General features: G+C 45.7%; 11 protein-coding genes and 2 tRNA genes. 2 read left to right on the forward strand and 11 right to left on the reverse strand.

Going from position 1 to position 20,891, the window contains the following annotated elements:
* Positions 1-88: 88 nt before the first annotated feature.
* Positions 89-1,210 (reverse strand): ABC transporter permease, encoded by a 1,122-nt coding sequence (locus AC1EK3_RS03150; RefSeq protein ID WP_119526881.1) that lies wholly within the window; start codon positions 1,208-1,210, stop codon positions 89-91.
* Positions 1,207-2,139 carry an ABC transporter permease gene (locus AC1EK3_RS03155; protein ID WP_480033561.1) on the reverse strand — a complete coding sequence of 311 codons (933 nt, stop codon included), beginning with the start codon at positions 2,137-2,139 and terminating at the stop codon, positions 1,207-1,209. Before AC1EK3_RS03155 ends, AC1EK3_RS03150 begins: the two co-directional genes overlap by 4 nt.
* Before the next feature lie 293 nt (positions 2,140-2,432).
* On the opposite strand from AC1EK3_RS03155, the gene AC1EK3_RS03160 reads away from it, so the two are divergent.
* Entirely contained in the window at positions 2,433-2,708 is a 276-nt protein-coding gene (locus tag AC1EK3_RS03160; RefSeq protein ID WP_480033560.1) for a BrnT family toxin, read from the forward strand.
* Complete coding sequence (gene brnA / locus AC1EK3_RS03165) at positions 2,686-2,949, forward strand: type II toxin-antitoxin system BrnA family antitoxin (RefSeq protein ID WP_480033559.1); 264 nt, start codon at positions 2,686-2,688, stop codon at positions 2,947-2,949. The genes AC1EK3_RS03160 and brnA overlap by 23 nt, the downstream gene beginning before the upstream one ends.
* A 57-nt stretch (positions 2,950-3,006) precedes the next feature.
* On the opposite strand, the gene ileS is transcribed toward brnA, so the two are convergent.
* The 9 genes from ileS to AC1EK3_RS03210 form a co-directional block, all read right to left on the reverse strand.
* Positions 3,007-6,447, reverse strand: coding sequence for a mupirocin-resistant isoleucine--tRNA ligase (gene ileS, locus AC1EK3_RS03170; protein WP_480033558.1), 3,441 nt, complete (start codon positions 6,445-6,447; stop codon positions 3,007-3,009).
* A 349-nt stretch (positions 6,448-6,796) separates the two neighbouring features.
* A tRNA-Arg gene (locus AC1EK3_RS03175) sits at positions 6,797-6,869 on the reverse strand.
* Between the two features lie 280 nt (positions 6,870-7,149).
* Positions 7,150-7,482 carry an exodeoxyribonuclease VII small subunit gene (locus tag AC1EK3_RS03180; protein WP_480033557.1) on the reverse strand — a complete coding sequence of 111 codons (333 nt, stop codon included), beginning with the start codon at positions 7,480-7,482 and terminating at the stop codon, positions 7,150-7,152.
* A gap of 45 nt (positions 7,483-7,527) precedes the next feature.
* Entirely contained in the window at positions 7,528-8,931 is a 1,404-nt protein-coding gene (gene xseA, locus AC1EK3_RS03185; protein WP_480033646.1) for an exodeoxyribonuclease VII large subunit, read from the reverse strand.
* 120 nt (positions 8,932-9,051) lie between these two features.
* Positions 9,052-9,125, reverse strand: a tRNA-Lys gene (locus tag AC1EK3_RS03190).
* A 345-nt stretch (positions 9,126-9,470) separates the two neighbouring features.
* Positions 9,471-10,598, reverse strand: a complete 1,128-nt coding sequence (locus AC1EK3_RS03195) for a class C sortase (RefSeq protein WP_480033556.1) — start codon at positions 10,596-10,598, stop codon at positions 9,471-9,473.
* A 656-nt stretch (positions 10,599-11,254) separates the two neighbouring features.
* Entirely contained in the window at positions 11,255-11,845 is a 591-nt protein-coding gene (locus tag AC1EK3_RS03200) for a hypothetical protein (protein WP_480033555.1), read from the reverse strand.
* 344 nt (positions 11,846-12,189) lie between these two features.
* Positions 12,190-13,830 carry a SpaH/EbpB family LPXTG-anchored major pilin gene (locus AC1EK3_RS03205; protein WP_480033554.1) on the reverse strand — a complete coding sequence of 547 codons (1,641 nt, stop codon included), beginning with the start codon at positions 13,828-13,830 and terminating at the stop codon, positions 12,190-12,192.
* 297 nt (positions 13,831-14,127) lie between these two features.
* On the reverse strand, positions 14,128-20,463 hold the full coding sequence (locus AC1EK3_RS03210; RefSeq protein WP_480033553.1) for a hypothetical protein: 6,336 nt from the start codon (positions 20,461-20,463) through the stop codon (positions 14,128-14,130).
* Between the last annotated feature and the right edge of the window lie 428 nt (positions 20,464-20,891).

The following is a 20,891-nucleotide window of genomic DNA, read 5'->3' on the forward strand; positions in this document are numbered from 1 at the left end:
TGAGAAAAAGTGAGCGAGCTGACACGAGCAGCATCAAGCAGACGCAAGCGCTTAGTACTCGCCCACTAACAATTTCACTCAAAAAGCACTAACAGACTGCGGCGCGAGGATCAACGAAGCGATAACAGACGTCAACCACAAGATTCGCAACAATCACAAGCGCAGCCGCAAACAGCGTCACACCAACAAGCACCTGCAAATCAAGATTTTTCACCGAATCAAGAAGCAGCGAACCCAAACCTTGCATAGAGAAAACGCGCTCAGTTATTACAGCACCACCAAGCAAACCGCCCAAATCCAAGCCAAACATAGTCAGTACAGGAAGCATCGCATTAGGCATCGCGTGACGCGTTATAGCTTTCGAACGCGGCATGCCCTTAGCTAAAGCAGTACGCATATAATCCTGCTGCAACTCGTCAAGCATGTGAGCGCGAGTAAGTCGCGTATAGTATGCCGCGTTAAGAAGCACCAAAACAAGCCACGGAAGAAGCAGGTGTTGAAGCCAATCTAAAGGACTTTCCGCAAAACTTATGTAACCACCCGTAGGAAAAATCGGCAAATAAACTGCAAAAGCAAGTATTGCAAGCATTCCAATTAAATATGCTGGAGATGAAATCCCTACAGACGAAAGCGCTCGAAGCGCGCGGTCAATAAAAGATCCTTCTTTTGCAGCAGAAATAACTCCAGTTGCAACGCCCACAGTAAGCCAAAGAACCGCAGCACCAGTTGCCAACGAAGCAGTTACCACGAAACGACTCATAATAAGATTAGTTACAGGCTCGTTTAGCGTAAACGACCATCCTAAGCATGGACCAGCGCACACGATAGTAGCTCCAGCACTATTTGTGAACTTGCGCCCGAAGAATATGCCACGAATATAACTGCCAAGTTGCTCATACCAAGGCGCGTCCGTGCCCATAAATGCGGAAACTCGAGCCAAACGCTCAGGAGTGCAAGGCTTTCCGCAAGCAAGTTGCGCAGGATTGGCAGGAAGCATAAAGAAAATAAGGAATAGCACGACTGCAATCAGCGTTAAAACAAGTATTGCGCTTGCTGCGCGCTTGCCAATAAAAACAAGAAAATCGGAAATCTTGCCGATTATTCGCGAATTGGCAGCAGATTTATTAATGCTGATTTTCGGTGTATTGATTATATTTTGTTGCGCATTTTGCGCATTCTGCGTATTTTGAGTATTTTGCTTGTTACTCATTCTGTCACCGCCTTTTTGGAAGCTCGCGGCTGAAGAGCACTAGCCAAACCGTCACCAACGAGATTAAAGCCGAAAGTAAGCAAGAAGAGCGCAATTCCAGGGAAAAGAAGATACCAAGGATCAACCAAAACCCACTGAACTGCATCCTCAATAGCGCGTCCCCACGAAGGCGAAGGCGGATTCATGCCCACACCAAGGAACGACAGCGCAGCCTCCGCTCCAATGCGACCAGGAATAAGAAAAGTCACATTCACCAAAAGAAGAGGCAACATATTAGGCATTATCTGCTCACGCAAAATATGCCATGTGTTAGCACCCATTACGTAAGAAGCCACAGTGAAATTGCGAGATTTTAGCGAAAGCGTTTGCGCTCTAACCAAACGAGCGATGCTTGGCCAGCCAAAGAAGCCTAAAACAAGCGTTAGCAGAATCGGCCGCGGGAAATTTTGCGGCACAACTGCAGACAGCGCAATGGCAAAAATCAGGAATGGAAAACCGAAGAACACATCCATCGTGCGAGAAAGCAAAGTGTCTGCGAAACCACCGAAGTACCCTGCAATCATGCCGATTAGAATGCCAAGAAATAGCGAAATTACAGTAGAAGCAATGCCAATCCCAAGAGAAACGCGCGCTCCATGCGAAATAATCGCAAAAATATCAAGACCACGAAGCGGAGTTACACCGAACCAATGTTGGAAACTAATACCCCCCTGGCCTACTGGAACTGAGTTGGAATCTAATATTTCCGGATGCTCAGAGTAAGGATTATTGCCAGTAATTGCTGTAAAAACGTCGGCAAAAATAGCCAAAATCGCAAAAATAGCAATAATTACAGTTCCAGCAACAATGCCGGTATTAGTCCTTGCAAGAACGGTGACGCCAGATGAATCACGCTTATAGCGTGAACGAAATACACCGACCCTTCTCATCTTTACTCATTTCGTCACCTGCACTTTCTTTTTGAATATCATGCAATATAAATTAACGCAAAATACAAATCGAGTAAAAATTTGTATTGTTGTCTTATCGACACTATAGGAACCTATAGAAAACGGGGTGTCGCATTGAGCTTGCTTCTATAAATAGCCTTTAACCACAATGCGTAAAAAATCTAGGAAAGCCGACTTAAAGCATTTACGATACTTAATACAAAACAACAATCATTAAAAAATTGCTTCATATTGATGTTGTTTTGATGTAAAATACACACTAGGAGGTGAGAATGGATTTTGAACACGATCCTGCAAAAAGCTTAAAAAATTTAGCTAAACACGGTATCAGTTTCAAAAGAGCCCAATTACTTTGGGAGAATACGACAATTACATTAGAATCCAAAAATTCAGGAAACGACAACTCTCGCTACTTAGTTTTTGGAAAAATAAACAATAAACATTGGACGGCAATAATAACAAAAAGAAATAATCGAATTCGTATTATTTCTGTAAGAAGATCGCGTAAAAATGAGGAGCAATATTATGAACAGCACTACAACGAATAAGGAAATAAGTGACAAAGAACTCGATAAAAAATTCGATAACGGTGAAGACGTACTTGAGTACTTTGATTTGGAGCATCCAATTATAGAGCACAACTCAAATGTGCAAAAACGCGTAACATTTACTATGCCAGAATGGATTATTGAAAAACTTGATAAACGTGCAAAAATTCTTGCTATTAGCAGAAACGCAGTCGTCAATACACTCATTGCAGAAAAACTAGAAAGTTCGAAGCAAAACTAGAGATAAAACAAAACGTGCCGACGTATTGAAATACACCGGCACGTTTTGTTTAGTTAATTAGCTGTTAGTTGTGTTTTGCGCACGCTTAAGAGTTACGCTAAGATCAGTTGCGCTAGAATCAGCCTCAACAACCTCGAAGCTCGTAGCCAAAGTCTCCTCCGCAATCAAATCGCGGAACTGCTCAACTTTAGCAACGTCCGAAGCTGGCACGCTCAAAGTCAAAGCGATTCGGTCACTAATATCCAAACCGTTCTCCTTACGCGCATCTTGAACAGCGCGAATAGCATCGCGAGCGTAACCTTCAGCAAGCAAATCGCTAGTCAAAGCAGTGTCAAGCATAACGAAACCGCCAGTTGGCATTGCAGCAGAAGCCGTATTTTGAGCCGCTTGAGCATCCGAAGACTCAACGCGATTTACAAGCTCATATTCGCCTTCAACAAGCGCAACTTCGCCGTTTGGAGTCTGAACAACAGGAGCGCCAGACTCGTCAACTCGCCAATCGCCACTCTTAGAAGACTTAATAGCAAACTGCACTTGCTTACCCAAACGAGGACCAGCCGCGCGCGCGTTCACCTTAAGCTCGTGAACAATCTTCAAACCGTGTTCGCTTGCATCCTGCAACGTGCAGAATGTAACATTCTTCACGTTAAGCTCGCGCTCAAGCACCTGCTCGTAAGGCTCAACAGCGGCAGTATTTTCTGCAACAACAGTCAAGTTTGCCAACGGCTGGCGCACACGCAACTGTTCCGCCTTACGCAACGAAAGCGCAGAAGACACAACCTCGCGAACCTTATCCATAGCAGCAACCAAAGCATCGTCGTGCGCAAGAACAGCACCAAGCTCGGTGACTTCGCCAGCCTTAGGGTTCTTCTCGCCATCCGAAAGAGTCTCAGGCTCAACCAAATAAGGCCAATCAGCCAAATGCACGGATTCGCCGCCTGTAAGACCGCGCCACACAGCCTCCGCTTCCATAGGAGCAAGAGGAGCAATCGTGCGCATAAACACTTCCAGAACAGTGTAAAGTGTGTTGAAAGCAGTCTCGTCTTCATTCCAGAAGCGGTCACGGCTGCCGCGAATATACCAATTCGTAAGCACGTCAATAAAATCGCCAACTGCCGCGCAAGCATCGCTAATCGCAAACTCGTTCAAGCACTTTTCTACGCGCTCAACAAGCAAACGCGTGCGAGCAAGCAAGTAGCGATCCATGTTGCAAAGTCCTGCAACCTCGTCCGCGCGAAGGCGACGAGCATCGTAGCCCTTACCACCGTTTGCAGCGTTCGCATACAGCGTGAAGAAGTAATACGAGCTCCAAACAGGAAGCATAACCTGACGAACAGTATCCCTAATGCCGTCTGCAGTCACAATCAAATTGCCACCGCGCAAAATTGGCGAAGACATGAGGAACCAGCGCATTGCGTCAGAACCGTACTCGTTGAAAACGCCGTTCACATCTGGGTAATTGCGCAAATGCTTACTCATCTTCTGGCCGTCGGAACCAAGCACAATGCCGTGGCAAATCACGTTCTTATAAGCTGGGCGATCGAATAGAGCCGTAGCCATAATGTGAAGCGTGTAGAACCAACCGCGAGTCTGACCAATGTATTCAACGATGTAATCGCATGGGAAGTGCTCTTCGAAGAATTCCTTATTTTCAAACGGATAATGGAATTGCGCGAAAGGCATGGAACCGGACTCAAACCAGCAGTCGAGAACATCCGTAATACGGTGCATTTGCGACTTTCCGGTAGGATCATCTGGATTTGGACGAGTAAGGCGATCGATATACGGGCGGTGCATATTCACATTGCCGTCGTCGTCGCGCGGATAGTCGCCAAAATCAGCCTTAAGTTCTTCCAAAGAGCCGTACACGTCTACGCGAGGATACTTTGGATCGTCACTCACCCACACTGGAATTGGCGAACCCCAGAAGCGATTACGGCTAATCGACCAGTCGCGAGCGTTAGAAAGCCACTTACCAAACTGGCCGTCCTTAACGTTTCCAGGAATCCAATTAATCTCCTGATTAAGCTCTAGCAAGCGCTTCTTAATCTTCGTAACAGACACAAACCAGCTAGAAACAGGCTTATAAATAAGCGGAGTTGCGCAACGCCAGCAGTGAGGATAGCTGTGCACATAGCTTTTTTCTTGGAACAGCAACGCGCGCTGATCTTCCGACATTTGAGCAAGCGGGCCGTCTCCTGCACGCAAGTTGCGCAAAATTGGCAAGTTTGCATCAAAAACGTACAAGCCTTCGTAATCTGGGCAGTCGCTTGTAAACTTGCAGCCTGCATCGAGCACGTCAACGCTGCGAATTTCGTGCGCGTTAAGCGTGTTCATATCGTCCTCACCGTAAGGAGCCTGGTGAACGAGGCCAGTACCTTCAGCGGTGTCAACATAATCTGCAGTGAAAATCGTAAAAGCGTTAGGACCAGGAGTGCCACCCTGCGCGAGCGCAGATTCGCTTGCAAAGTATGGGAACACTGGGTAGTAGCGCCAGCCTGCCATCTCAGCACCCTTAAGTTCGCGCACAACCTCGTAGTTTTCGCCAAGTTCCTTAGTGTAGGATCCAAGCAAAGGCTTACCGATGTAGAACTTCTTTCCAGCAAACTTGCCTTCAGTTGGACGAACTTCCACGTAGTCGATGTCTGCGCCAACTACGATTGCGAAGTTAGTTGGAACGGTCCAAGGAGTAGTGGTCCAGAAGACTGCGTAAGCGTCGTCTTCGTCACGAAGCTTAACAGCGACGGAAACGGTGGTATCCTGACGATTCTGGTACACGTCCGCATCCATGCGAAGCTCGTGGGCGCTGAGCGGAGTCTGGTCCTTAGGGCAGTACGGAAGCACGCGGTAACCCTTGTAAGCCAAGCCCTTATCATAAAGCTGCTTAAATGCCCACATTACGGATTCCATGTATGGAATGTTCAGCGTCTTGTAGCCGCGCTCGAAATCAACCCAACGAGCCTGACGATGTACGTAGTTTTGCCACTCGTTCGTGTACTTCAAAACGCTGGAACGGCAAGCATCGTTGAACTTCGCGATGCCCATTTTTTCGATTTGCTCAACCGACTCGATGCCGAGTTCCTTCTGCGCTTCCAACTCTGCAGGAAGACCGTGAGTATCCCAACCAAAAACGCGGTTTACTTTGCGGCCGCGCATAGTCTGATAGCGCGGAACGACATCTTTTGCGTAGCCTGTGAGCAGGTGGCCGTAGTGAGGAAGACCGTTTGCGAATGGAGGGCCATCGAAGAACACGAACTCGTTTTGGCTACCTTTGCCGGACGGGCGGTATTCGATTGACTTGCGGAAAGTGTTGTTTGCATCCCAGTATTGGAGAACTGACTCTTCAAGCTTTGGGAAGGAAGGATTTGGTGCAACTTGCGCGCCGGCGTTTTCTTGCGTTGATGCAGAAACACTTACCTTTGGGTATACGTGATTTGCAGACGTATTTTCGGACGTATTTTCGGACGCGTTTGCTGCTGGATTAGTGGATTCGCTCACTGTGCTCTCCTCGCTCAACAGGGTGAATATTTCCCTGCGAGGACGACAGTTACTGCCGCGGTACCACCTCGCTTGCTATAAGATGATTACGCAACGAAAGTGCGCAAGTACGTAACGCAAGTACGAAACGCAATCGAACTATTCTTATAGCCTCTCGTGTTTGGCTGTACGGGCCAACCCCGTCGGTTCTAATAAGCGAGAATCTTACGAATCCTCGCCGTTCTTCCGAAAACTCCCCGCCGATAACGGATCATCGCTTAAGTTAGAAACAATCTAACACTATCCCCTAACATTAGGAAGTATTTCGCGACTCGCTAATAATACGAACAAAGCAAACAAGTAATAAAAGTGCCCCGGATCAGAATCGAACTGACGACACCCACTTTAGGAGAGTGGTGCTCTATCCACTGAGCTACCGAGGCAACAAATGGCAATTATACACCATGGCGTGATTCGCGCACAATTATGCGAGCAACAATTTAGGCTAGGCGACTGATCGAAACGGCAGAAACTTTACAGCGGTGTAAAGAAAAAGTCGGCTACGCGCAAAAAAACGGCAGAAACTGCGCAGGCGCGTAAAGAAAAAGTCGACTACGCACCAAAAAACGGCAGAAACTGTGCAACCATGTAAAGTTTCGGTCGGATTAAGGCAATAAAGCGCAAAAACTTTACAGCCGCGTAAAGAAAAAGTCGGCTACGCGATCAAGATTCAAGATTAGACTGCGTGCCAGCCGTAGCCGCCGTCGCCGATTGCTCCGCCTGCGCCGCGTCCAACTTAGCGCGAACAGTGGCAAGCAAACCCTGCGCGCGCTTTGCCAATGCCTCACCAATCTCCCACTGACGCATGGACTGGTCGAGCGTCAAACCGCCAGCTTCCAACGCTTGAACCGCCTGAACCAGCTTTTCGCGAGCTTCTTCGTACGGCATCGCCTCAATCGCAGCGTGCTCTTCTTTCGTAAGAGTGCTTGCAAATTCTGCACTTTCGTTACTTTCTGCCGCTACTTCTTCAGCTTTTTTCGTTGCTTTCTCGCTCATATCTAACCTTTCGTTGTATCTAAAATATCTAAAAAATCTAAAAATTTACTTACTTGACTTTACGGCAGCCGACTTTACGGCAGCTGACTTTGTTCCAGTCACCTTGCCAAGAACCACACCACTTTTAAGCGTAACTGTCATATCGTCGCCAACTTTCGCTAAAGCCGCGTCGTCAAGTACTCGCCCACCGCTAATCTGCACAACAGCGTACCCGCGATTCAAAGTCGATTGCGGACTTAACGCAGTCAAGCTCGCGTGAGCCTTCTCAACAGTCAGGCTCGCGTCGTCAAGAAGTCTCACCAAACCGTGACGCATTCGCTCAACAGCCTGCTCAACCAAGCGCTCGTGCGGCTCAAGCATAGTGCTCGGGCGCGTAAGACTCGGGCGATTCGCATAACCTTCAACGAGACGAATCTCATTGTCAACGCGCGCAGAAATTCGCATGCGCATAGTTTGCAACGCGTTATCAATAAGCTGCCACTGCTCGCGAACGTCCGGAACAACGCGCTTTGCAGCATCCGTAGGAGTCGAAGCGCGCATGTCTGCAGCTAAATCAATCAGCGTCCAATCGTCCTCGTGACCGATTGCAGACACAATCGGCGTCACGCACGCAGCAGTAGCGCGAACCACGCCTTCGTCCGAAAAACCAATCAAATCCTCAAAGCTACCGCCGCCGCGAGCAACGATAATAACGTCAATCTCTGGATCGGCATCGAGCTGCTTAATTGCGGCAATAATATCCGCCGGGCACTGCACGCCCTGCACGTGCGCGTGAACAACTTTGAAGCGCGTAACAGGCCAGCGCAAATTCACGTTAGTAATAACATCGCCCTCTGCGCGAGCTTGAGGCGCACACACGAGACCGATGCACTTAGGAAATTCCGGCAGCGGCACCTTATTTTCAGCATCAAATAGACCTTCGCCCTTAAGCTTTTTTCGCAACTCGTCAATTTGCGCTTTTAAGTCACCAGCACCGACACGCCTGATTTCGTCTGCAACGAAGCTCAAACGCGTGGCTTTCACCCAAATATCCGCCTTGCCGTGAACGACTACGCGGTCGCCCTGGCGAAGTTCGCGCGCCTGCTGCACGAAATTGCTGAAGCCCATTACGGAAATCGACACTTCTTCGTTGCTGTCGCGAAGAGTGATGTAGCCGGAAGATGCGCGGCGCATGTTAATTTCGACGATTTGACCTTCAATCCACGCTGCTGGCCACCGTTCTACTGCACTGTGGAACTTTTGGCTTAAGATTGCAACAGGCCACGGGTTTTCGGCAGTCGTGTCGGCGGCTTTTAGAGGAAGCTGGCGCGGCTGAGCTTGCTGCGGAGTAAGCGGTTGCGGCTGCGACTGAACTTGTTGCGACTGCGACTGAACTAAATTTAGCAGCGGTTGTTGCGACGACTGCGGCTGTTCAAGATGTGCATCATCCTGGAATAATTGCGGCATCATATTTGACGAGGTCATGTTTCCAGCTTGACTGCAAAGAGGGACAAACGCGCGCTGCTGCATATGCGTGACGGAGGGATTAGATACAAAAAAACCCAAGCGGTGAAGCTTGGGTTTTGTTTGTGCCCCCTCAGGGATTCGAACCCTGGACACGCTGATTAAGAGTCAGCTGCTCTAACCAACTGAGCTAAAGGGGCGTTGGTTATCTTGGTTCGTTTCGCGAACCGAGTAACTACTATACTCAGAATGAGCTCGAGCGCAAGCCGGCGTGTCGCATTGCTCTTGCTTGAAGCTGCATTGTGCGCTTCAAGCAAGAGCAATGCGGTAGCGCTTGCTTAGGGTTGAAAGCACAGTGTGCTTTACGCGCGCGACGACATGCTTGAGCGCAGCACAGCGCGCGCGAAAGCAACTCGGAGCGGAAACTCGCTCAAGTTGGAAGTCCAGTGGACTTCCAACGCGAGTTTCGTAGCGAGCGCTTATAGCGCGAGCGTTATCTCACATCTGGAGGGATTAGCAATGCTGCACTCAGGCAGGTCGTCGCGTTACTCGCGACGCAGCTTACGCAGCATTTTGCGCGAAAGAATCAGCAAATGCTTGCCGCGAATGTCGAACTGTCGCCCTCGCTTAGACGTTGCAGCAGCAATCATCATGGACAAAATAATCAAGGAGAACGCCATTGCAATCACGAATAGCGTCATCCAAAGCGGCCATTGCACGTGATCCTCCGGCGGCTTCACAGGGTCCGGCAGCACACGATACCCCGTCACCAAAAGCCTATGCGAGTTCACACCATACGGGGTACACGTTAGCAGCGTCGCCAAATCGCGCCCCTTTTCGCGCTGCAATAAACTAATATCATGTGGCTCAACCACGCTGATGCGGAACACTTTGTATCGCAAAGTTTCGCCTTGCACGTCGAGGTAGAAGTAGTCGCCCTTCTTTAAATTCACCAAATCGTCGAACATGGTTGCATCCGCAAGACCAGTGTGCGCGGTAATAACTGTGTGGCGGTTCTTGCCACCAACCGGCAAATCCGTACCGTACAAATGACCAGCGCCGTGCGCCAAAACTTCCTGCGAACTGCCGTGATAAATAGGAAGTTTTACACCAATCTTCGGAATTTTTACAATGCCGATAATGCCCATAGGTTCTTCAAGCGCCTTAAGATAACGCTTGTATTCAGGCGTGTTAGTTATGTCTTTTTGCCCATCCGGACCATACGGATCCGCGGCAAGCTTGCTTTTGCGAGTTTTATTGTAAAGCTTCGCGGCGCGAATGTGAGCGCGGCGCACGTCACCAGCCTGATCGTGGTTATACTTGTCGTACGCGTTAGAAATTTCCTTCGACACGCGATTATTCCAAAGCGTTGAAACAACAGGATAACTGAAGCACAAAATACCTGCCAACACAAATGCGATTGGCTCGACGATGCGGCGGAGCTTGGATTTTTGCTTAGATTTTTGCTGCGGTTTTTGGTCACTTGCGGAAGGTTGCTCGGAAGAGTTTTGATTTGCAGGATTAGTTTCGGATGTAACGGTTTCGATTACGGTAGTTTCAGCAGCGCTAGTTTCGGAAGTGCGATTCTTGAAAAGCTTGCTTACGATGGGTGTGTTAAGGGCGATTTTGTTGAGGAAAGCATATACTTTCGTAACGGCACTGTTTAATTTCATGCTTCCTCGTTTCTATGTTTATGTACGTAAGTTTATTTTATGTGGCGCGAGTTCGTGTTTGGTATGGAGCGAGTTTTGTGGGATTTCTCTCCTCGCACGTCCCGTCCTTCGTGCGCTCTAGCTGGTGTTTGGCTGGCGGATTTCTGGAGTTGCTGTGTGAGATAGGAATTACTTGTCTCGCAGCGCTCCGCTCTTATACCTTACTTAGACTTAGCGGTTGCGTAGTTAAGTTTAGTTTTTTACTTACTTTCTTTCAAAAATAGTATTCATCAACAAGATTATTACTATCGTTCCGCTTTTATATTGCTCGACCAAGCAATTCCTATCTCCCACTATTAGTAAAACCGCTAGTGTTTTTTGGTGTGGTAGGAGTGCCTGGTGTGACGTGTGCAGCAGCGTTAATGCTAGTGTTCTCTAAGCAATAAATACTCAACGTCCGCAGAGCATTACTGCTAAAGTTCACTAAGCAATAAGTAATCGCCGTTTGCAAAGCACTGGTGCAAAGCTACAAAACCACTTTTCGCAGAAGCATTACTGCAAAGCTACAAAACCACTTTTCGCAGAAGCACAACTGCAAAGCTACATAAGCTACGTTTGCAAAGCAATGGTGCAAAGCTACATTAGCAGAGTCTGCAGGTACTCAGCTTAGCGCAATACTACCTGCCGAAATTACTATGCCGCACTAAGTTACGTTTGTAAATGCGTATGCTTGTTTTCTTAGGATTTGGTTGAATTGTGTTATTTATTTTCTCAAGTTCAGCCCTAATAAGCTTCATCTCATTAAGTTCAGCTTCTAAAACCTTCATTTCTTCACATTTAGATTTTGCTTCTTTTATTTTCTCAAGTTCAGCTTTAACAACTTCCATTTTTTCATATGCATTATTTGCTGCAGTAAACGCCGCCAATTGACATGCTGCAACAAGTAAAAAGATAATCAAATATATACTTGAAACTTTTTGATACATTTCAAGATCTTTTATTACAATATTACCGAATAATATTGCTAAAAATGCAACCAATACTGATGATATGATATTATCGGCAAATCCCTTCCATCTATTATATTCAGACCTTAATTTTCTTAGCTCTTTTCTTAATTCTCTTTCATTGCCAATCATTCCTGATAACGTTCCTTTATAATATTGGTCAATTTTTCCATTAATAGTATGTCCGTAAAACATTTTTTTACGGGAGGATGTTACTTTCCAACAAAAACCTTTGCCTTCATCTGAATTTTCTTTTGACATTGCAACTTCTTCTCTATAAAGGGCTAATTGTTATTGATTGAAATTCTTTTCGAGCTGAAAGAATGAATACAGCAGACTGCGCTGTGCGAAGAAGAGGGATACTCGCGCATAGCACAAGCGAGCAACGCACGCAGCGAAACACCAATCGCACAACACATGCAACGAAACACCACAGCGAAACTCCGCAAGCGAGCAACGCACGCATTACGCCGGCTAGCGCGAACACAGCGCAGCCTGCTAAGTTTTCAGTTATAAGCTAGGCGATTAAAGTTCCGCCGCGCAAACAACATGCGCGCCTAAACTCAATCGCCTAGCGGATTGCAATTCCTAAGAATTGCGCAGAATCAGGCAGCCTGCTGCTCTTCATCCTTCTTGCGGTTGCGCAAGAAGATGAACATGCCAACAGCAACCAAGCACATGCCAGCCAACGCGAAGATGATCACGCCTGCAGCACCGGTCTTTGGAAGGTTGAACCAGTTGTGATCCTTAGTCGGGACGTTAGCAACATCAATAGTTGTAGGAGCAGCACTTGTAGATGATTCGGAAACTTGGACTGTGTGAGCTTGACGGTCACGCTCATAATTAGCTGGTGCTTCAGTTTCCACGAGGTAGAATGGATGAGTTGAACTATCGATAACAACTTTTACAGAATTGGCAAACTTACCACCGCCAACGGTAACGAGTTCACCAACCTTTGAAGCATTCGCACATTCTTTTGCATTAGTATCGGCAGCACACTTATCAGCATCATTCTTCTTAGCGAAAAGCTTGAACTTGGCGCCGTCAACCTTCGTATTCTTACTGGAATCAGTGCCATCGTACTTGTTTACTTGTAAGAAGCCATATTTAGATTCAACTTTAGAGCCTGGATCGTCTGGAACTTCTGGGGTTGGAACTGGCTTATTCTTGCCCTGTCCCGGAATAAAACCAGACTTATTGGTGAAGCTAGTTTCATTGACTTGCGTAGGATCCTTAATAGTGAACGCAAATTCAATTTCTACTTTTGCATCAGGATCAGCTTTAGCTGCATTTGCTATTTTTGTTAGTGCATCATCTTGGAAAGAAACCTTAATACGCTGCGAGTCTTGTGCATCAGCTTCTTTAACGGATTCAGCAAGCAAATTTTCAGATTGCTTCTGATTATCCTTTTTGTAAACCAATTGTACAGACTTAACAACATCCGAAGGTGTATAGCTAGTGAATACATCCTTAGGAGCCTGATCGAATACAGTATATCCCTTCAGATCATCCTTAGTCCAATTCGAACGTTCTGTAGCAGTGTTGCTAGTCACAGCAGCAGAAATCTTGTAGGTCATGGTATCGCCATTACCCACGAATGATGTTTCATTGTCCCCATGAACAAGAGTCTTCTTAATCTTACCAGCAAGGCTCTGGTTCTTTGGTTTTGCAGTTACATTGTAGTTATAGGTAACTGGCTTATTTGCTTCATGAGTGATTTCTGGAATAGTCATGTAGAACGGTGCCACATCATTAGAGTGATTAGGTGCTGGCTGTGTTTCTTCTACCTTATAAAGACCGATAGCAAGTCCATCGAATTTCTTCGAACCATCAGTACCTGTTACACCTTCTTGCGTATTAGCTGAATCAAATTGCATTCCATTAACTTCAGGATTAGCATTAAGTTCTTTTACCTTCGCAGCAAGAGTTTCCCAATCCTTGTATTTTGTAAGATCTAGCTCTGCTGCATCGTTCGAAGAGAACTTCGTAACTCTTTGTACCTTGAATTTAGCATTAGCAAGAGGAGTGCTTGTGTTACCTTCACCCTTATACTCATATTTCATGATGGTGATGGTACCCTTCAGCGCCTTACCAGCATCAGACCATGGTGCTGGCTTAGCAGCTTCAGCAGTTGGACCATTAGCAAATGCTACGTTGTTTGCCACCACGGCGCCGGCGACGCACAGCGTGCCAGCCATTGCGAGCGAGGCGAATGCCGCCACGCATTGTTTAGTGAATTTATTCACTTTCTTCTCCTTTGTTCAGTGCCCTTGTGGGCAGGTTTTGAGGAAAATACGTTTATTGTTTTATTTTGTGTTGCGCACGGTCGGCGGAGTCATCGCAAAGCCGCATGAACTCTGTCGGCGGCTACGATTTGCGCCGCGCGCAGCAAGATTAAATCCGAACCATACGTCGGCATAATTACCGTCACTGTGTAACGAAACTATGTAACGTCACTATGCAACGTCACTATGTAACGCGTAATGCTATTGCCAGCACATGGAACGTTGACACTGCAGTTTTTAAGCTGCAGAAAATTTTCATCAGCATCGCCACCTTTCGCTACGTTGCCTTAAAGCGCGAAGCTTTTTGGCAGTTTTGCAGATAAAATCTTTAATCAGTGTCTTACGCAGCAACGCATCAAGCATCGCGCGCCCCCACTTGGTTTGCTCAAGGAAGAACCCAGCCGCCATCACGCCCGTGCCAATCACAGCAAACGCACCAAGCAGCACGTTCCAGTTCATTCCGCCGGTCTTTGGCAGCGCGAATTTAGGCGGATCAATCACGTTCACGTCGAAGGAAATTCTGTTCCAATCAACAGCAGACTTTAATCCTGTAAGCTGAACCTTTTTCATATCCGTAGACGAATACTTTTTATTCTCAATAAGACTGTTATTAACAGTGTTATCAAACACTTTCAGCGCATTCGGCTTCAACGCAAACACAGCGCACGTGTAATTTCCAGCCTTTTGAGGTATGCCAGCAATATCGTCTTCACTGCGAGATACAGCGCTTTCTATGCTGTCCTGCTTCCCATTCTTCGTGAATCCATACAGCAAGTTAGCCATGCAATTCTTACTGTCTTGACTGCAAGACTTTCGCTGCTCAGCACTTGCAAAAGCCCACGGCTGCACACCATTGCCGTAATCCTGGTTCAGGTGCATATTGAGTGTATCGTCAAGCCCGCGGCTCCACTTTTGCTCGCCTTGCTTAGTACACATCATGCGCAATGAAATATTGCTACGATCTTTCAAGCTCCACGCGAGCACATACGGATTCTTAGTAAGGCTCGTGCCGCTCATAACAGTAAGAGAATTACCACCACCAAGCGTGTCATGAACAGGATCAGCGTCTTGAGATCTTAGCAATGTCATCTTAAGATCCTTGTCGGCGCCACCGCCCAAGCCTGAAACCGTAACTTTCGCATACACAGGCTTGCCGTTATTACCAGAATCAGGTTCATCCGAAGTAGAACCATCCGGGTAATGGATGACAATCTCTTTCAAGTACGCTTTAGGAGCAACAGATTGATCTGGATGGAAGGTCACTTTGCCGTAACGCGTGCCGTCATCCTTGGCACTGTGCTTGCCATTCTTTTGCTTGGAAGGATTGTCAGGCTTATTGCTCTGCTCACCGGTTTTATCGGCGGTGTTGCCTGAAGCCCAATAGGACCAGTCTAAAGACACCTTGTTTCCAGCAGTACCGTCATTATTTACTTCAAATCCGTGAGTAGCATCCTTAAACTCAAACCAAGTTCCGTCCGGAAGCGCGCCAGCCTTCACAGCATCCTGGTATTTATCCGCACCGTTAGCGTTCTTAACGCTTTGCGGCACAGCATTCTCAACCTTTTGACCAGCCGTAACGTTCACATCAACATACTTCGGATTGTAGAAGTGATTGTCGTTGTGAATGTGGATTTGTATTGTGCGCGTCGCATAATCAACGCCTTCCACAGCGTTTTTACTGCCTTTATCACCATCAAGCTTCCACTTGAAATCTTTCAAAGGATCAGTGTCGCTTGGTTTTGCTTTTTTATCTTTATCTGTATTAATCGACTGAACAGCCTTATCAAAGCTATCTAATAATTTGCTTCCCTGCTTAATCGCGTAAACTACGCACTCGTAGTCGCCGGATTCGTTAGCCTTGCCAACAAGAGAGGCACGCGTACGCTCAGTCGTATTCCTGGAATTACCATTAATCACATAATCGTCATACAAAAGCTTCGCATCGCACTGTTTTTTATCCCCATAGCACTTATGCTGCTTTTGAGGATCTTCCTGATGATCCCAAATACTTGGCTTTTCCATGGTAATGCCAGCAATACCATTCCAAGTGTATTCAGACGTAGTATCAGCAGTATTATTCTTGTGAATAATCTTATGACATATTGTCCTAAGCTCGATTTTGCCAGGCTTATGAGTAGACCATAAGTTAAGACGGCGAGGATGATTATTGTTGAGAGAATCGCCATTCTTAATCTTAATAGTCTTATCATTCCAGTCACCATTGTTAAAATTGTTCGTTACATCAAAACTCAAATCGCCAGGTTTAAAATCGTGTGGTACAACGTTTACTTTCGCATACACCGGGTTACCATTATTACCAGAATCCGGGTCTTCCGAAGTAGAACCATCTGGGTAATGAACAACTACTGGAGCATTATCACTCCTATTAGCGTTAATCCACCTATGAGGATGGAAAGTCACATTACCAAACTGACCTGTGCCATTCTTAGCTGATTTCTTACCGCCCTCATTCTTGACATTATCGTCATCATTTTCAAAGAAAGCATAGTTAAGAGGTTCAGCTCCATTAGGCTTTTTATCCTTCGTATACTGCTTAAACTCGAACCAAGTACCGTCAGGCAAAGGCTCATTGTTTTTCACAGCATCCTGATTATTCTTTGCACCATTAGCGTTCTTAACACTCTTTGGCAGCTTAGAAGTCCCAGTTTCGCCAGCCTGTAGCTTTGTAACCTCTTCATACTTCGGGTTGTAATAGTGAGCATCTGGATGCACATTAATTGGGAAGGTTACAGAGTCCCAATCGACGTGCCTTTGAGTGGCTTCAAGAGGTTTATCTTTACTACCCTTCTGATCCTTTAAGACTGTTTTAATAACATCTTCAAAATTGCGATTATCAGGTTTCTTTACAAAGTCCGCTACAGCTTTATCAAACTTCTTTTGCAAATCACCATGCTTACCCTCTTTATTTTCAAGGTCTTTAATAGCGTACACAGTGCACACAAAGTCGCCATTTTCCTGAACCTTGCCATGTAACCAACCCCAAGTGCGCTCTACGGTATCACGCTCATTACCGTATAAGTAAAGGTTAGGCTTGCAATTGTTTTTATCTTTATTGCACTCGTTCTTCTGTTTTTCAGTAGCTCTCGTCCATTGTGATGGTTGATTAGTAAACTCACCGCTTGTAGTATTACCTTTTCTACCGGCAAGTGTCAGACCATTAATACCATCAATCTTATAACCTGAGCGCTTATTACCTGCACCCAACTTATAGCAAAGCATGCGCTGATAAATTTTTCCTGGTTTGGCACTTGACCAAGAGTCAAAGAACATTGGCTTATACGTATCGCTAGGCTTGTCACCTAAAGTATCACCCTTGCGGAAGCGCATACCGTTTTTATCTTTGTCATCAATTCGTCTTCCGCCATATTGCGAATAAACTTTGAGCTTTAAATCATCATCTTGGATATCTTGATTAGTTACTGCCACAGACGCATATACAGGCTTACCAAGATTACCAGAGTCTGGATCTTCAGAAGTGGAACCATCTGGATAATGCACAATTACAGGAGTGTTATACTTTCCAGGGAGAATACCGTTATCTGGCGCAAAAGTAACTTTGCCATACATCTCGTCGGAAGTACTATCTTCAGGCTCAGCCTTGCCTGATTTCTTGTTACTTTGCTTACCTTCAAAGCTAGACCATGAAAGTTTATCTTTTGAATCCGTATGTTTTGAGTATTTCTTTAATTCAAACCATGTACCTTTTGGCAGCCTTGTACCATTCGGTACAAGATCATTTTGACTCTTGTCGTCATCTTTCACGCCATTAGCACCACGCTGGCTTACTGGAGCATCCGAGGTAACTCCTCCCTTATGTCCAGGCTTCACATTCACCTTTACGTATTGAGGGTTATATTTGTGAGCCAAAGAATGCGCAACAAAAGTTACTGTCTTAGACTGCCAGTCGGATTTTCTAGTCTTCTCATTCAGAGTAAAGTCATGTCTTTTTGCTTTGGCAGCATTATCAAAATCAGTTTTTGCCTGGCTTCCATCTCTTAAAGCAAACACGCGGCAAACGTACTTACCGCCCTTCTCAGGCGTACCAGAAATCTCACCACGCGAACGTTCAATAGTAAAAGCGTCCTTATCAAACAACTTTTTGCTATTGCACGTTCCGTTATTGAAGCAAGATTCCTGCTCCTTATCATCAGCGTGAGGCCATTTTTCAGTCTGCTTAAAAGTCAAGCCGTTAAAAGTATTATCGTTACCATTTTTGGACAAATCACTAAAGGTGTAGTCACTTTTTTCTACTTTCCCACCTTTTTGCGTTGTTTCCTTCCAGCACAGTGACTTCAAAGATATTTGACCAATTTGATACTGAGCCCACGAATCAATCCAAACGCTTGGCTTAAGCGGATCGTTAACAGTAATAGTTACAGAGCCATTATCTCCTAAATTATTTCCGCCATAACTATTATGAATATTCAACTTAAGCTCAGAATCTTTAGGATTTGGACGCTTAAGATTAACCGAAGCATACACTACGCCCTTATTAAAATCTCCTTTTGCGTCAGCATTACCTGCGTCGTCATCAGTAGAACTAGAACCATCCGCATAGTGAACTACTACAGGAGTACGGTACTTCCCGACAGGCTCCCTCCATTTGTTTGAATAAAAACGTACTTGCCCATTATTTTTATCTTGATCTTCTATGCGCGACCAATCAAGAACAGGATCGCTCTTTAGAGTATTCCTACCAGATTTTTTCGTATACTGCTTCAGTTCAAAAGTAGCATCTTCAGGAAGATCGCCAGACTGAATAATATCCGAGTGTTTCTTGCTTGCGTCCTTAACGCTTTGTGGTTTAGCAGTGTAAACAATCGGCGTAACATATCTCTGATCATCACCAGTTTTTTCTGTCAAATCAACTGGAGTATAAACAGGATTGTACAGTGACGCCTGCGAAACGACCTTTATCTTAGTTGGGTGCTGCTCCGTAACGAAAGAGCCACGACCATAATACTTACAGTTATACGGGTATCGAGAAGGATCAGGATAAGTAATTTTTGTCCCAAATTCAAGAACTTTGCCCCTATCTTCTTTTCTAGGGTTATAAGTTACATGACCAGTTTTGCTATCAATATATACAGAACCATCAGGCATATTCGATGTAGAATTAACTACTCTTACACCATTAGGAATATTGTTAGTAAGTTCATATTTTATGCCAAGATTGGTAGGCAAGTTAGTAGTCGTACCACCATCGTATTCGAAACTGCCTTGCGAAGAATTACCTCCCCACTCACCAGTTCTCGCAAACGGTTTCACTGTAACAGGACGCTGATATGTAGTAATAGGAATATTTTCTTGCCCATACTTTTTATCATCTGAACCATTGTATTGAGGGTATGAAATCTCATCACCATCTTTAGGATTCATTTTTACTTGATGCTCAACGTAATCAGGAATACCATCGCCATCAGTATCATAAGGACCCATAGCAGCCCACTTGTTACGTGTACCGCTTCCCCAGCTACCAAGCGTACCATTTGAATTCCAGCCAGCGATAATAGGCAATGTTTCTGGATTAACGCCATCCTCAACGAAAGCCTCTATGTGCCACTTATATCCATAAGTAGTATCAGCCTGTCCCCAATCAGCTAGCACACGACCAAACTTATTGCTTGGATCATTCTTGTCATGCGGAGTACCTCGCCATTTATGAATTTCACAAAAACCGTATTTATCCTTAAACTCACCGCAAGTAGCATCATTGCCATACTTTCCAAAAGTCGCATTCCAAACAGTTTGAAAATCGCCATCGCCATCAGCGTAAGAATAATTTCTACCTTTAGCAAATTCTGCAGGACGTTCATGATTATGCTTTATTTCATTTGAAAATGTCCATTTGTGTGCTTCATTGTCAAACGTACGCACTGTTTTCGTTCGTGTAATGTAAACAGAACTCTTATGATTTGCATCCCCATCCCTAAGACCCTTTGGAAGAAAAACAATAAAAAGCGGTCTACCTTCCCAAGACGCGCCGTCCTTAGGCTGATTGCCATGAGGAAGTTGTTTCAACGAAGCAGAAGCAAAACCAATGGACTCTTGATTGAAAATAATATCCCAGCTGATTTTAGTTCCGTTTTTACCATAATCACTATCCCACTGATTATATTCAATATTAGGATAGCTAATAGAGATATCACGAACAGCATCGCCAACCCAGAAGTTACCATCAGTAAAGTAACCATTGCCAGCGTAATCCCACCAAGCCTGAGTTGCGTTAGCATTGTGCACTGGCGGCACAACAAAAGTCGCGAAAAGCGTGGCGGCGGCTACGAGCATTGCGAAGAGTGCGCGGCGGAAGGTGCGAGAAGTGCGTGATGGGCGAGCGATGGTGACGCTGCCGGAAGTAGCTGCGCTGCCGGAAGTAGCTGCGCTGCTGGAAGTGACTGCATTGTCAAAAGAAGTGCTGGCGGTGCCGAAAGTATTGGCATTACTGGAAGAAATAATTGCAGTGCTGGAAGTAAGAACGGCTGCATCACGCTCGTTGGTCTTATGCCAAGCCAAAGCGCGCGACGCAAGACGACCCACGCGTGATGCGAATCCACGGAACTTTGCTGGTAACATTTTCTCGCCTTCCTAATCCTCCACTGCCGCAAAAGCCGCAGTATATCTCAAATTCCAACTCTCTAAGTGTTAAACTTCAAACACTCAACCTGCATACGATGCCGATGTATGGCAAATCAAAAACCTTGCGCACTCGCCACTACGAATGCAACTAACGGGGTCAAAGCTCAGGTAGCCAGTATAACATACCTGTATGCCTTATATGCAAGCATATTTGCTGAAGAACCTCTAACAGTTATACCCCCCCCCCATGAATGATTTCAAGCAAAACACGTATTATAAATGTGCATATAAAAAATTTCTATAATTCGCAAATATCGCTAAAAAATCTACTGCAAAACGCATTTATAATGAATAATTTCCGACGCCAAAACGACGAAATTGCGTCTTCGGCGTGTCTAAAAACCGCCCACTTCCCCAACTCAAAG

The sequence above is a fragment of the Gardnerella sp. C0026F2 genome (assembly GCF_056590715.1).

What these genes read in the sequence shown, in the direction of transcription:
- AC1EK3_RS03150 (WP_119526881.1), bottom strand. Translation starts at nt 1,210, where the DNA reads ATGAGTAACAAGCAAAATACTCAAAATACGCAGAATGCGCAAAATGCG.
- AC1EK3_RS03155 (WP_480033561.1), bottom strand. Translation starts at nt 2,139, where the DNA reads ATGAGAAGGGTCGGTGTATTTCGTTCACGCTATAAGCGTGATTCATCT.
- AC1EK3_RS03160 (WP_480033560.1), top strand. Translation starts at nt 2,433, where the DNA reads ATGGATTTTGAACACGATCCTGCAAAAAGCTTAAAAAATTTAGCTAAA.
- brnA (WP_480033559.1), top strand. Translation starts at nt 2,686, where the DNA reads ATGAACAGCACTACAACGAATAAGGAAATAAGTGACAAAGAACTCGAT.
- AC1EK3_RS03180 (WP_480033557.1), bottom strand. Translation starts at nt 7,482, where the DNA reads ATGAGCGAGAAAGCAACGAAAAAAGCTGAAGAAGTAGCGGCAGAAAGT.
- xseA (WP_480033646.1), bottom strand. Translation starts at nt 8,931, where the DNA reads ATGATGCCGCAATTATTCCAGGATGATGCACATCTTGAACAGCCGCAG.
- AC1EK3_RS03195 (WP_480033556.1), bottom strand. Translation starts at nt 10,598, where the DNA reads ATGAAATTAAACAGTGCCGTTACGAAAGTATATGCTTTCCTCAACAAA.
- AC1EK3_RS03200 (WP_480033555.1), bottom strand. Translation starts at nt 11,845, where the DNA reads ATGTCAAAAGAAAATTCAGATGAAGGCAAAGGTTTTTGTTGGAAAGTA.
- AC1EK3_RS03210 (WP_480033553.1), bottom strand. Translation starts at nt 20,463, where the DNA reads ATGTTACCAGCAAAGTTCCGTGGATTCGCATCACGCGTGGGTCGTCTT.